General features: G+C 38.7%; 11 protein-coding genes. 9 read left to right on the top strand and 2 right to left on the bottom strand.

Annotation, left to right across the window (positions count from 1 at the left end):
* The first annotated feature begins 28 nt into the window (after positions 1-28).
* Both odhB and lpdA read left to right on the top strand, forming a co-directional pair.
* Positions 29-1,240 carry a 2-oxoglutarate dehydrogenase complex dihydrolipoyllysine-residue succinyltransferase gene (gene odhB / locus ACFILD_RS06060; protein WP_375660487.1) on the top strand — a complete coding sequence of 404 codons (1,212 nt, stop codon included), beginning with the start codon at positions 29-31 and terminating at the stop codon, positions 1,238-1,240.
* A 31-nt stretch (positions 1,241-1,271) separates the two neighbouring features.
* Complete coding sequence (gene lpdA / locus ACFILD_RS06055; RefSeq protein ID WP_375662908.1) at positions 1,272-2,678, top strand: dihydrolipoyl dehydrogenase; 1,407 nt, start codon at positions 1,272-1,274, stop codon at positions 2,676-2,678.
* Between the two features lie 1,154 nt (positions 2,679-3,832).
* Here lpdA and ACFILD_RS06050 read toward each other — a convergent pair.
* Both ACFILD_RS06050 and ACFILD_RS06045 read right to left on the bottom strand, forming a co-directional pair.
* Positions 3,833-5,071: a saccharopine dehydrogenase family protein gene (locus ACFILD_RS06050; protein ID WP_273790154.1), complete on the bottom strand. Its 1,239-nt coding sequence runs from the start codon at positions 5,069-5,071 to the stop codon at positions 3,833-3,835.
* A gap of 54 nt (positions 5,072-5,125) precedes the next feature.
* On the bottom strand, positions 5,126-6,223 hold the full coding sequence (locus ACFILD_RS06045; protein WP_273790153.1) for a carboxynorspermidine decarboxylase: 1,098 nt from the start codon (positions 6,221-6,223) through the stop codon (positions 5,126-5,128).
* Positions 6,224-6,390: 167 nt separating this feature from the next.
* Here ACFILD_RS06045 and ACFILD_RS06040 point away from each other — a divergent pair, with 167 nt between their 5' ends.
* The 7 genes from ACFILD_RS06040 (at position 6,391) to mnhG (ending at position 13,167) form a co-directional block, all read left to right on the top strand.
* Entirely contained in the window at positions 6,391-6,888 is a 498-nt protein-coding gene (locus tag ACFILD_RS06040; protein ID WP_273790152.1) for a BA14K family protein, read from the top strand.
* A gap of 227 nt (positions 6,889-7,115) precedes the next feature.
* On the top strand, positions 7,116-10,037 hold the full coding sequence (locus tag ACFILD_RS06035; RefSeq protein ID WP_273790151.1) for a monovalent cation/H+ antiporter subunit A: 2,922 nt from the start codon (positions 7,116-7,118) through the stop codon (positions 10,035-10,037).
* Entirely contained in the window at positions 10,037-10,378 is a 342-nt protein-coding gene (locus ACFILD_RS06030) for a Na+/H+ antiporter subunit C (protein WP_273790150.1), read from the top strand. Before ACFILD_RS06035 ends, ACFILD_RS06030 begins: the two co-directional genes overlap by 1 nt.
* Positions 10,378-12,000, top strand: a complete 1,623-nt coding sequence (locus ACFILD_RS06025; protein ID WP_375664890.1) for a monovalent cation/H+ antiporter subunit D — start codon at positions 10,378-10,380, stop codon at positions 11,998-12,000. Before ACFILD_RS06030 ends, ACFILD_RS06025 begins: the two co-directional genes overlap by 1 nt.
* Positions 11,997-12,482 carry a Na+/H+ antiporter subunit E gene (locus ACFILD_RS06020; protein WP_273790148.1) on the top strand — a complete coding sequence of 162 codons (486 nt, stop codon included), beginning with the start codon at positions 11,997-11,999 and terminating at the stop codon, positions 12,480-12,482. The genes ACFILD_RS06025 and ACFILD_RS06020 overlap by 4 nt, the downstream gene beginning before the upstream one ends.
* Positions 12,479-12,760, top strand: coding sequence for a K+/H+ antiporter subunit F (locus tag ACFILD_RS06015; protein WP_273790147.1), 282 nt, complete (start codon positions 12,479-12,481; stop codon positions 12,758-12,760). Before ACFILD_RS06020 ends, ACFILD_RS06015 begins: the two co-directional genes overlap by 4 nt.
* Positions 12,757-13,167 (top strand): monovalent cation/H(+) antiporter subunit G, encoded by a 411-nt coding sequence (mnhG, locus tag ACFILD_RS06010; RefSeq protein ID WP_273790146.1) that lies wholly within the window; start codon positions 12,757-12,759, stop codon positions 13,165-13,167. Before ACFILD_RS06015 ends, mnhG begins: the two co-directional genes overlap by 4 nt.
* Positions 13,168-13,172: the final 5 nt, after the last annotated feature.

The raw sequence follows: 13,172 nt of genomic DNA, 5'->3' as shown, positions 1-13,172 counted from the left end.
TTACTACTCTGATGTATGGAAAAATATTATGACTACTGAAATTCGTGTTCCTACTTTGGGCGAATCGGTTACCGAAGCAACGGTTGGCAAATGGTTTAAAAAACTTGGCGAAGCTGTCGCTATGGATGAGCCTTTGGTTGAATTAGAAACTGATAAGGTAACCGTTGAAGTTCCTTCTCCTGTTGCTGGGAAATTATCTGAAATCATTGCAAAAGAAGGCGATACGGTTGAAGTAAATGCTCTTTTAGGAGTGGTGAAAGCTGGAGAAGCTGGTGTCTCCCAATCATTTTCACCTTCTGCTACACTTGTTCCAGCGGCTTCATCTGAATCGGAGAAGTCTGCTTTGAGCAGTGCAATGCCTCCTTCTCCTTCAGCAGCAAAATTGATGGCTGAAAATAATGTTGCAAAAAGCGATATTTCAGGTTCTGGAAAACGTGGACAAATTCTTAAAGAAGATGTTCTTGGTGGATTAAAACAAAGTACAAATGCCCCTACACCCTCTTCTTCTGCGACGAGTTCTTCGGCAATTCCTGTCCAAGAAACACGTGAAGAGCGGGTTCGTATGACGAAATTGCGTCAAACAATTGCTCGCCGTCTTAAAGATGCACAAAATGTAGCAGCGATGTTAACCACATTTAATGAGGTTGATATGTCAGCTGTGATGGATTTGCGCAAGCGTTATAAGGATCTTTTTGAAAAGAAACATAGTGTTAAACTTGGTTTTATGGGGTTTTTTACCAAGGCTGTTTGTCATGCATTAAAAGAACTTCCTGCTGTTAATGCCGAGATTGATGGGACAGATATTGTTTACAAAAACTATGTCAATGTTGGAATTGCTGTTGGAACGGATAAAGGGCTTGTTGTTCCAGTAGTGCGAGATGCAGATCAAATGTCATTGGCAGAGATTGAAAAAGAGATTGGTCGTTTGGGACGTCTTGCGCGTGATGGAAAATTAGCCGTTTCTGATATGCAGGGCGGAACTTTTACCATTACCAATGGTGGTGTGTATGGATCGTTGATGTCAACACCGATTTTGAATGCACCACAATCTGGTATTTTGGGAATGCATGCGATTAAAGAGCGAGCAATGGTTGTTGAGGGCCAAGTTGTGATTCGTCCCATGATGTATTTAGCGCTTTCTTATGATCACCGTATTGTGGATGGGCAAGAAGCTGTGACTTTCCTTGTGCGTGTTAAGGAAAGCTTAGAAGATCCGGAACGCCTTGTTCTTGATTTGTAAAATACAGTTTTCAGGATGAAAGGAGAAACGGATGTCTTATGATGTGGCTGTGATCGGAGCGGGTCCAGGTGGTTATGTAGCAGCAATAAAGGCGGCACAACTGGGACTTAAAGTAGCGATTATTGAAAAGCGTACAACATTAGGAGGAACATGTCTCAACGTTGGTTGTATTCCTTCTAAAGCGTTGTTGCATGCTTCAGAAGTGTTTTCTGAAACCCAGCATGGTTTTGAAACGCTTGGTATTTCTATTGGTAAATCTAAGCTTAACCTTGAACAAATGATGGTTCATAAGAAAGCTGTGGTAACAGCCAATACGAGTGGTGTTTCTTTTTTGATGAAAAAAAATAAAGTTGATACTTTTTTTGGGACAGCCAAAATTTTGAGTGCGGGTCATGTGGAAGTTGTTACCAGAGATGGTAATAAACAAACAATTGAAACAAAAAATATTATTATTGCTACCGGTTCAGAGAGTTCAGGCATTCCAGGGGTGAATGTTGAAATTGATGAAAAGACTATTGTTTCTTCTACGGGAGCTCTTTCACTTGAAAAAGTACCAGCGCATATGATTGTAGTGGGTGCTGGTGTCATTGGTTCAGAACTTGGATCAGTTTGGAGCCGTTTAGGTGCTAAGGTGACCATTATTGAGTATCTTAATAAAGTTTTGGGCTCAATGGATGGTGAAGTTTCACGGCAATTTCAGAAATTAATGGAAAAACAGGGGATTGAATATAAGACGGGTGCAAAGGTGACAGCTGTTACACAATCTGGCTCAACTGCTCAGGTGAGCTTTGAATCTGTCAAAGGTGGTGAATCTGAAACTTTAGAGGCTGATGTTGTGCTTATTGCTACTGGACGTTCTCCCTATACAGAGGGGCTTGGCTTACAAGAGGCTGGTGTTCAGTTAGATGAACGCGGATTTATTGCAATTGATGCTCATTGGCAGACGAATGTTCCAGGAATTTATGCAATTGGTGATGTCGTAAAAGGACCAATGTTAGCACATAAAGCAGAGGAAGAAGGCGTTGCTGTGGCAGAAATTTTGGCAGGTCAAAAAGGACATGTTAATTTTGATGTTATTCCTAGTGTTGTTTATACACAGCCGGAAATTGCGAGTGTAGGAAGGACAGAAGAAGAGCTAAAAACTGCTGGTATTGAATATAATGTTGGCAAATTTCCTTTTATGGCTAATGGTCGTGCACGTGCAATGCAAAAGAGTGATGGGTTCGTTAAAATCCTTTCTGATAAAAAAACAGATCGGGTATTAGGGGGGCATATTCTTGGATTTGGTGCTGGTGAAATGATCCATGAAATTGCAGTTTTAATGGAATTTGGTGGTTCATCAGAAGATCTGGGACGTTGTTGCCATGCACATCCTACCTTATCAGAAGCCGTGCGTGAGGCAGCTTTGGCAACATTTGCTAAACCACTTCATATTTAAAAAGCTTTTAAAAAGTACATTTAAAAAGGCACATGAGGCGGAAAATATTAGTGAAGCATGCAACAGCATTTTAAAACTTTAAAAAGGAATATAACCAATTGTATTAAAATGTTCCATTTGTTGTATGCTTTTCGATAATTACTGTTTTAGATATCTGTTGTGCAGTTTTGATTGATTATTCTGTTGTGCACTATCGTTTAGAGCGGTGGTGTTTAGTCTATGTAAAGTTTTATATATGGGGTAGTTTTTATACTGTTATAAATATTTAAGATAGGATTCTGAGCCTATCTGCGTGCTTTGTGTTAAGAAAACATCTCTCAAAATGCCCAAATCTACTTCGCAATGGTGCTCGTGAATGGTATAGCTGTAAAGTTTCTCTTGAAATATATGAAATTCATTCAAACTGTTATAAGACCTATTGTGCACCATCATCTTTATGTTTAGTAAAAGTACACGCTGACATTGATAATACACTTTTTCAGTTCTCAATATTTCTAAAGCTCTTTATTATTTGAGAGTTTTCATAAGAGAATTTTTATTCTGTTCTTTTATCATTTTACCTCACACGCTCGCTTTGTTTGTGATGTGCAGACAAAAGATTTTAATTGCTTCAATGTGAGAAAGTTTGTGATAAGAAAATCTTACAGTATTCAGCGTTATGAATCAAGTTGAAAATGATATTTTATTGTTATAAATCAATGTGTTATATATGATGATGAATCATATGAAGAGAGAAGCCAAGAGGAATTCACCCAAAGAAATTGAATTGTTTAATGATTGGTGTGGGTTAAGGATCTTTGTCATTTAAGATGAAGAGGGGAGGGATTGGATATTCTACAAAATACCGCTCTTCTTTAAAAAAGCGGTATTTTTATATCTTTTGTTTATGACACTATCTTTTTGATGATAATGACAAGTCATACAGTGTGATTAAGTTAGTTTTTTCTTCTCTGCTTTTCTTGATCATTGCTTGCTATGTCTTAAAAAGATGATATGTCTCTTCTTTAAGGTTGTTAAGAAATCGTAATGTTGCCAAAATATAACGAATAGCTAAAATTTTTTTGAAAACCATAATTACACGAGAATATTAAGTTTGTTTTCATTGGGCAGTTTTGTGATAACTTAAAAAATCAAGCATATGCTTTCTATAGGTATTAAAATTGTAATTTTTTATCCTCTTGTTGTTCTCTTATAAAAGTGGGAAGCCCCATATGATCAAGATATTTAAGGAAAGGGTGGGGTGGTAATTCTTCTACATTGACCATAGTTTTAACATCCCATTCGCCTGTGGCAATAAGAAGAGCTGTTGCGGCTGCTGGTACGCCAGCTGTATAGGAAATGCCTTGTGCCCCAGTTTCATGAAAAGCTTGTTTGTGATCGGCTATATTATAGATAAAAATTTCTCTCGAGTTTCCATCTTTTTCGCCTTTAATAAGATCTCCGATACAGGTTTTTCCTGTGTAGTCTGGGGCGAGAGAGGAAGGGTCGGGTAAGACGGCCTTCACGACTTTCAAGGGCACGACTTCTTGACCTTCTGCCGTTTTAATTGGTTGTTCGGATAAGAGTCCGAGGTTTTTTAGAACCGTAAAAACAGTGATATAACGATCACTAAATCCCATCCAGAAACGGACATTCTCTACATCAAGATTTTTGGAAAGTGAATGAATTTCATCATGTCCTGTCATATAGGCTTTTTGTTTTCCCACAACGGGAAGATCCCATTCATGGCTGATTTCAAACATTTTATTGGAAGTCCATTTTTTATTTTGCCATGACCATACTTGTCCTGTAAATTCACGGAAGTTAATTTCTGGATCAAAATTTGTAGCAAACCAACGCCCATGATTTCCGGCATTAATATCAATAATATCAATATCTGTGATTTTATCAAAATAATCATCGCGCGCTAATGCAGCATAAGCGTTCACTACACCTGGGTCAAAACCTGCTCCTAAAATAGCGGTTATACCAGCTTTTTCACATTCTTGACGTCGAGGCCATTCATAATTGCCATACCAAGGAGGTGTTTCACAAATTTTCAATGGGTCTTCATGAATTGCGGTATCGATATAAGCGCATTTGGTTTCAATACAAGCTGAAAGAACAGACATATTAAGAAAGGCAGAACCAACATTAATGACAATTTCGCATTTGGTCTTTTGGATGAGCTTTATAGTTTCTTCTACATTCATGGCATTGAGCGAATGGCTTTTGAGAACACCCTGTTCTTTCATTGTGTTTTTTTCTTTAATAGAAGCAATGATGGCCTCACATTTTTTGAGTGTTCGTGAAGCAATATGAATTTCACCAAGAATATCGTTGTTTTGAGCGCATTTATGCGCAACAACTTGTGCAACACCTCCGGCACCAATAATGAGAACATTTTTTTTCATTGTAGGTCCATCTCCTTTTTAATACTGTTGTATGACGTTTTTTATGGTTTATCTTTATGAAAGGCTTTCCTGATAGTCGTTATAGCTGAATTGGCGTTGAAGTGTTAATGTACCATCGCACTCTTTGAGAACAATAGCAGGCATTGTAACGCCATTAAACCAGTTTTTTTTGACCATTGTATAACCTGCTGCATCCTGAAAAGACAGTCTATCGCCTATTTTAAGAGGTTTTTGAAATTGAAATGTTCCAAAAATATCGCCGGCAAGACAAGACTTTCCACAAATCATAATTTCGTGTGGACCTTGATTGGGTTCTAATTTGGCATTCTCACGATAAATTAAAAGATCAAGCATATGAGCTTCAATGGAGCTATCAACGATGGCAAGTTTTTTTTCATTATACAATGTGTCAAGAACGCTTACTTCCAGTGTGGTGCTTTTGGTAATAGCAGCTTCTCCTGGTTCTAGAAAAAGAGTGACACCATGAGTTTTAGAAAATTGTTTTAAGCGTTTTGCGAAAGCTTCTAGAGGATAATTTTCAGCCGTAAAATGGATTCCGCCGCCAAGGCTTATCCAGTCAACAGCAGAAAAAAGTTCTGCAAATTTTTCTTCCATATACCCAAGCATTTGGTTAAAAAGATTAAAGTCAGCATTTTCACAATTGTTATGGATCATCAATCCGTTGATAAGAGGTAGAACTTCTTTGATAGCGCTTTGGTTTGTTTCTCCTAAGCGGCTAAAAGGGCGAGAGGGGTTGGCAAGATCAAAATTTGATGCGCTCATTCCTGGGTTTAACCTTAAACCTCTTTGAATGGTTTTTGTTGCATCAGAAAAGCGTTGAAGCTGTTGGATGGAATTAAAGATGATTTTATCTGCATAACCACAGGCTTCATCAATTTCATCATCTGCCCAAGCCACTGAATAAGCATGGGTTTCTTTGCCAAATTTTTCTCTTCCTAAACGCAGTTCATAAAGGGATGATGATGTGGTTCCATCCATGAACTCAGACATTAAATCAAAAACACTCCATGTGGCAAAACATTTCAAAGCAAGTAAAATTTTAGCTCCGGACATTTCCCGTAAACGAGAAATTGTTTGCATGTTTTTGATGAGTTTCGATTTGTCTATAAGATAGTAGGGGGTTTTTATCATTATTTATTCATTCTTTTTTGTAGGATCTTATTGCCAAGATCAACGTTTAGTACAAAGAGTAACAGAATGTCTCAAGAAAAAAGAATCTTAAGAAAAGAATCTGTTTCTGTCCAGCAAGAGAAAGGCTTTCTGTAATTACTGTTGTTTATTATGTTGAGTTTTTTGTTATGAGTATGAAAAAAAAATTATATTATGCTTTAGCTTTTGTATTTGTTAGCAGTTTTTTCATTATAATAACCACTCTTGTTAATTGGGGGCAAAATAGGAGTGATGCTAAAGCCAAACTGGTTACTCAGACCTCTCTCCAAGATAGTTCGGTGCCTTTGATTTTTACGGGGCGTAGAGAACTTAATGGTTTTAAAGGTTATCGTCATTATCGGCGTGGTTATCGTAAATACAGTGATAATTGGTGGTATCCTGAAGTGGCATTTATTACATCACCGCACTTAAGCACAAAAGGCGCATCATTAAAAGTTGTACCAGATGCTAAAAAAGTGTTTTTAACTTCTTCTTCGGAAAAATTAGAAAAAAAAGAGCCATGGATGCTTAAACAACATATTGAATCTTGCCTTGCGCGTTATCGCTCTTATAATAAAAATGATAATAGTTTTCAGCCTTTTCATGGGGGGCGTAAGCAGTGTTTATCACGCTTTTTTAAAGGATAGAAATTATTAAATAAAATTTTAATTGCTTCTTGTCGTGGGCGTTATTGTTCTTAAAATAAAGAGAAGACTTGTGTGGTGCGCAGTATTTTCATGCCAGCATTGTTTTTTTTAAAATTTTAAATGCTTTTAAGTTTTATTAAATCTTATTATCATTAAGTGTGGAATGGGGGGTGAGAATATAAGTTTTTGTCGATGACAAAATATTAAGGCAAAATGGAGTTTAAAGAATGACAACACGGGAAGCAATGTTGGTATTGCTCGTTTTGCTTCCCTTTGGTGGAAGTGCTGTCATTGGCTTTTTTCGTTCGACAGCAAAAAATAATGAAGCCTGGTTTGCTGGGATTGTCGCGCTTTTCTGTCTTATTTTTACAATAATGCTTTATCCGGAAGTTCGCGGAAACCACATAGTGCGTTTAGATATTTCTTGGCTTCCAGAATGGGGAAGCGATTTGATTCTTCGTATAGATGGTTTATCGTGGCTTTTTTGCTTGCTCATTACAGGGATTGGGCTGCTTGTTGTCATTTATTCACGTTATTACATGGATCCAGCGGATTCTGTACCTCGTTTTTTTTCCTTTTTTTTGGCTTTTATGGGATCAATGATAGGAATAGTTTTATCAGGTAATCTCGTCTTTTTGGTTGTTTTCTGGGAACTCACTAGTATTTTTTCTTTTTTGTTGATCGGCTATTGGTACCATAATGCAAGTGCGCGTGAGGGTGCGCGTATGGCTCTAACGATCACAGGTTTTGGCGGCTTTGCCCTTTTTATTGGAGTTTTATTGATTGGGTATACTGTTGGCAGTTTTGATTTGGATAAGGTGCTACAGTCTGGAGATATGATCCGGTCAAGTTCTCTTTATAGTCCTATCCTTATTTGTATTTTATTGGGAGGGTTAACAAAAAGCGCGCAATTTCCCTTTCATTTTTGGCTACCCAACGCGATGGCTGCTCCAACCCCCGTATCGGCTTATTTGCATTCGGCAACAATGGTAAAAGCGGGATTGTTTTTGCTTGTTCGTTTATGGCCTGTGCTCTCTGGAACAGAATCTTGGTTTTGGCTGGTTGGCTTTTCAGGACTCTCGACATTGCTGCTAGGTGCCTATTTTTCCATGTTTCAGCAAGACTTAAAAGGACTGCTTGCTTACTCGACTATTAGTCATCTTGGATTAATTACAACGCTTTTAAGTCTTGGTAGTCCACTTGCATGTGTTGCGGCGATCTTTCATATGGCCAATCATGCTACTTTTAAGGCTTCTTTATTTATGGCTGCTGGCATTATTGATCATGAGACAGGAACACGTGATATGCGTAAACTGTCAGGGCTTTATCGTTCTATGCCTATTACAGCAACTCTTGCTTTAGTTGCGAGTGCAGCGATGGCTGGGGTTCCTTTGTTGAATGGTTTTTTATCGAAAGAGATGTTTTTTGCTGAAGCTGTTGAAACGCATATGGAATCATGGCTCGATTGGATTGCGCCTTATGTGGCAACGCTAGCTAGTCTGTTTAGTGTGACTTATTCTATACGCTTTATTCACGGTGTTTTTTTAGGACCAAAGCCTGACAATTTACCCAAGACTCCCCATGAACCACCGCATTTTATGCGTTTACCAATGGAGCTTTTGGTGTTTATTTGTTTAGCGGTTGGTATTTTCCCTAATTTAACAATAGGGCCTATTTTAGATAATGCGGTCGTGTCTGTTTTAGGACCAATGACAATTCCTTATAGTTTGGCTGTTTGGCATGGGTTTAACACTCCATTAGTGATGAGTTTTGTTGCATTATTAGGGGGCGGATTGCTCTATGCTGTCGGGCATCGTTATTTTTTATCCTGTGATGATGGGGCTCCTTTTTTCCGTCACTTAAAAGGACCGCGTATTTTTGAACGCATTCTCGTAATTATTTCTTGGAAATGGGCCCGTGCGGTGGAATCTGCTTTGTCAACACGCCGTTTGCAGATCCAGTTGCATTGGATTTTTTGGGTCTGTTTTGCATTTGTTGGTCTTTTACTTTGGTGCGATGGTTTCATTCCAGTGGGGACATTACCGCTTTTTCCACTTGATATTCCTTTTCTCGCTCTTTGGCTGGTTGGCGGATTATGTGCGCTTTTAGTTGCTTGGCGAGCAAAGTTTCATCGTCTTGCTTCACTTATGCTTTTAGGGGGAGCTGGCTTGATGACTTGTGCAACCTTTTTATGGCTTTCTGCTCCTGATTTAGCAATAACACAATTGGTTGTTGAGGTTGTTACAGTCGTTTTATTATTGCTTGGTTTACGGTGGTTGCCTAAACGTTTGCATGATCCTGGGCCAGCTGCTGTTCATTTTTGGATTCGTTTGCGTCGTTTCCGTGATTTCATCATATCCCTTGTAGGAGGTGCTGGTGTAGCATGGCTTTCTTTTGCAGTGATGACACGTCCTCAAGGTACAACGATTTCTGATTTTTTTCTAACGCATGCTTACTCAGATGCTGGTGGTCGCAATGTTGTGAATGTGTTGTTGGTTGATTTCCGTGGTTTTGATACCATGGGAGAAATTGTGGTTTTGGGTGTTGTTTCCCTTACTGTTTTTGCCCTCTTACGACGTTTTCGTCCTGCGCCTGAGAGTATTGATGCGCCTTTTCAACAACGTATCCAGAAAGCCTTTGATATAGCACAGCCTAATCGAAATGTGGGAGATACAGTATTAAATTATTTAGCTGTTCCTGCTGTTATTATGGGTTGGCTCTTTCCGATTATTATTGCTTTTGCTATTTATTTATTCATGCGAGGGCATGATCTGCCAGGAGGTGGATTTGTCGGTGGTATTACTTTGGCGATAGGGTTTATTTTACAATATCTTGCACGCGATATTCGGTGGGTGGAAACGCATTTGAGAGTTTTACCTTTGCGTTGGATAGGCTTTGGCTTATTGTTGTCAGTTGTAACGGGGATGGGCTCTTGGTTTTTTGGATATCCTTTTTTAACATCCTTTTTTCGATATATTCATCTTCCGTTAATTGGGAAAGTTCCCATGACATCTGCTTTTTTGTTTGATTTTGGTGTACTTTCTCTTGTGTTGGGAGCAACTGTTCTCATTTTAATTGCACTTGCACACCAGTCAATTCGGAGTTACCGAATCGGTAAGAAACCTATTTTAAAAGAGAAGGAAAATTAATGGAAATTGTTCTTTCTTTGGGTATTGGTGTTTTTGTCGGATCAGGTATTTGGCTTGTTTTGCGTCCACGTACTTTTCAAGTCATTCTTGGTTTGTCCTTGATCTCCTATGGTGTTAATCTTTTTATATTTTCAATGAGTAGACCGCGTAGTAATGCTGCTCCAATTGTTGATCCTACCACTGTTATTAATCCAGCTAATTATGTCGATCCTCTCCCACAAGCCTTGGTGTTAACTGCGATTGTGATTGGTTTTGCAACAACAGCTTTATTTTTAGTTATCTTGTTGGTTTCACGTGGTTTAACGGGTTCTGATCACGTTGATGGACGTGAGGTGCAATAATGGAAGTAGGGGTGCATCATCTCCTTATTTTGCCTATTCTTTTGCCGTTAATCACTGGAGCACTTCTTCTTTTTTATGATGAACGTCGTGCAAAACTTAAATCATTCATCAGTCTTTCTTCTGCGGGACTGTTGGTCGTTACTGCCATTTTATTGATTATACGTACTCTTGAAATAGCACCGGCTTGCGATGTTTATCGACTTGGTAATTGGCCGTCTTCTTTTGGAATTGTTTTAGTCCTTGATCGCTTAAGCGCTATGATGCTTTTACTTTCCAGCTTGTTGGTGACTAGCGTGTTGGTTTTTGCGCGGGCTCATTGGTACAAAGCTGGTTCTCATTTTCAGTCACTAATGCAATTTTTTATGGTGGGAATAAATGGTGCTTTTTTGACCGGCGATTTATTTAATTTATTTGTGTTTTTTGAAGTTATGTTAACGGCTTCCTATGGGCTTGCTTTGCATGGTTCTGGTCAGACACGCGTGCGCGCAGGGTTGCATTATGTCGTGGTTAATCTTGTTGCTTCATTATTTTTTTTAGTGGGTATAGCGCTCATTTATGGAGTCGTTGGTACTCTTAATATGGCCGATTTGGCTGTTAAAATAAAATATATATCTTCTACAGATATTGTTTTGTTCGAAATAGGTGTTGCACTTTTAGGTATTGCTTTTTTGCTTAAAGCGGGTATGTGGCCGCTTAATTTTTGGTTGGTGCTAACTTACAGTGCAGCAGCAGCACCCGTTGGAGCTTCTTTTGCACTTTTGAGCAAGGTGGGTATTTATATTATTTTACGTTTAACGTTGCTATGGTTTAGTCCTGAAAGTGAATATTTTAACCATTTTGGTCATACGGTTTTGTTTTATGGTGGGCTTGCCACTATGATTGTTGGTTTTATTGGGGTATTGGCGAGTCAAGTTTTGGTGCGTTTGGCAGCTTATAGTGTCCTTGTCTCTTCTGGTACATTGTTGGCTGCGATCGGCATCGGCAATGCAGCACTGACAGCAGGTGCACTTTTTTATATTGTTTCTTCAACTTTAGCACTGGGAGCTTTTTTTCTTTTGGTAGAGTTGGTTGAACGCTGTCAAGATGTGGCTGCTAATGTTCTTGCTGTCACAATGGAGGTTTATGGTGACGATGAAGAGGAGGAAGAAGATGAAGTTGGCACATATTTCCCTGTAACCTTGGCAATTCTTGGGGCTTGTTTTGGTATCTGTGCCATTTTGATTATTGGATTGCCACCTTTTTCTGGTTTTGTTGCTAAACTTATGATGTTCATGGCAATTTTAAACCATAGTAGAGAGGATTTTTTTGCCTCTCTTCCGGTTTACCAAGATTGGCTTTTTGTAGTTTTTGTCACCCTCTCTGGCTTTGCAGCTTTGATTGCACTGACACGAACGGGTATCCGAACTTTTTGGATTTCTCTTGAAGGTCGCGTTCCTCGTGTGCAGGTGATAGAATTTGCACCTATTGCCGTTCTTCTTGCCTTGTGTTTTTTTATAACAATTGTAGCCAGTCCTGTTAGTCATTATATGTCTGAAACCGCTAAGACTTTGTATGAACCTCAAAACTATATTGGGAGCGTTTTAACGGATTTTTCTCTCGAAAATAGGGAGATGAGTAAATGAATCGTTTTTATACTTCCCCTTTTTTCAGTGGTGGCATTGTCCTTATGTGGCTTATTTTAAATGGTTTTAGTTTAGGGCAATTGCTTTTAGGAATTTTAACCGCTTTGTTTTGTGGTTGGATGATACGGCTTCTGGAGCCAGAGAAGGCTGTTATTAAAAGCTGGAGTGCGGTTTTTCGTCTCGTTTTTCGAGTATTTATAGATTCTATATTCTCAAATGTTTCGGTGGCTTGGTTTGTTTTAACAAAAAGGTCTCGAGAGCAGAAGTCTGGTTTTATTGTAGTACCTCTTCTGCTTCATAATCGCACTGCTTTGGCTATTTTAGCGTGCATCCTTTCGGCAACCCCTGGAACTGCTTGGGTTGCCTATAATAGTAAAAAGGGTGAACTTTTGCTTCATGTCTTAAATTTAAAAAATGGATATGATTACAAACAGTTGATCAAACAACGGTATGAGCAATTGCTTTTGGAGATTTTTTTATGAGTATGGTGATTCTTTATTGGGGGCTTTTCTTTTCACAGTTTTTTTTAAGTTTAGCGGTGATTTTCGCGCTGTTTCGGTTGATTCGTGGTCCACGGGCACAGGATAGAATTGTTGGTTTGGATGCCCTTTATATAACCACTATTCTTTTGTTTCTTACATTCGATATTCGTTCTGGAACAACCATTTATTTTGTCGCAGCTCTCATTATTGGGTTGTTGGGTCCAGTCTCGAGTATTGCTTTGGCGAAATTTCTCATGCGAGGGGAGATTATTGAATGAAAGATGATGTATCGCTTGTGGTTGCTATTGCTATCACGATTTTCTTAATATTAGGGTCGGGACTGACATTGATCGCAACAATAGGTTTGGTGCGTTTTTCCAATTTTTATAAGCGTTTGCATATGCTTTCAGTATGTACGAGTTGGGGCGTTGGTAGTATTCTTATTTCTTCATTTCTTTATTCAATATTTGTGGACCATTATTTTGTTTTTCATGAAGCGTTGCTGATGTTTTTTTTGTTTTTAACAGCGCCGATAGCTTCTATGTTGCTTTCACATACAGCAGCTTATCGACATCATTCAGAAGAACAGTCAGAAAAACCGCTGGCTCTTTTATTACACCAGACGGAGGAAAAGTTACCCACATCAGAAGGAACATCAAGAGATGAGAGCCAGCGCGGTTCTTGAAATGT

Origin of the sequence: Bartonella sp. CL162QHHD (assembly GCF_042195435.1) — a bacterium.
GTDB lineage: Bacteria > Pseudomonadota > Alphaproteobacteria > Rhizobiales > Rhizobiaceae > Bartonella.
Note: the sequence above shows the minus strand (reverse complement) of the source record. Positions and strands in the feature narration are given on the sequence as shown.

Coding starts and splice junctions, on each gene's coding strand:
- odhB (WP_375660487.1), top strand. CDS start 29: ATGACTACTGAAATTCGTGTTCCTACTTTGGGCGAATCGGTTACCGAA.
- lpdA (WP_375662908.1), top strand. CDS start 1,272: ATGTCTTATGATGTGGCTGTGATCGGAGCGGGTCCAGGTGGTTATGTA.
- ACFILD_RS06050 (WP_273790154.1), bottom strand. CDS start 5,071: ATGAAAAAAAATGTTCTCATTATTGGTGCCGGAGGTGTTGCACAAGTT.
- ACFILD_RS06045 (WP_273790153.1), bottom strand. CDS start 6,223: ATGATAAAAACCCCCTACTATCTTATAGACAAATCGAAACTCATCAAA.
- ACFILD_RS06040 (WP_273790152.1), top strand. CDS start 6,391: ATGAGTATGAAAAAAAAATTATATTATGCTTTAGCTTTTGTATTTGTT.
- ACFILD_RS06035 (WP_273790151.1), top strand. CDS start 7,116: ATGACAACACGGGAAGCAATGTTGGTATTGCTCGTTTTGCTTCCCTTT.
- ACFILD_RS06030 (WP_273790150.1), top strand. CDS start 10,037: ATGGAAATTGTTCTTTCTTTGGGTATTGGTGTTTTTGTCGGATCAGGT.
- ACFILD_RS06025 (WP_375664890.1), top strand. CDS start 10,378: ATGGAAGTAGGGGTGCATCATCTCCTTATTTTGCCTATTCTTTTGCCG.
- ACFILD_RS06020 (WP_273790148.1), top strand. CDS start 11,997: ATGAATCGTTTTTATACTTCCCCTTTTTTCAGTGGTGGCATTGTCCTT.
- ACFILD_RS06015 (WP_273790147.1), top strand. CDS start 12,479: ATGAGTATGGTGATTCTTTATTGGGGGCTTTTCTTTTCACAGTTTTTT.
- mnhG (WP_273790146.1), top strand. CDS start 12,757: ATGAAAGATGATGTATCGCTTGTGGTTGCTATTGCTATCACGATTTTC.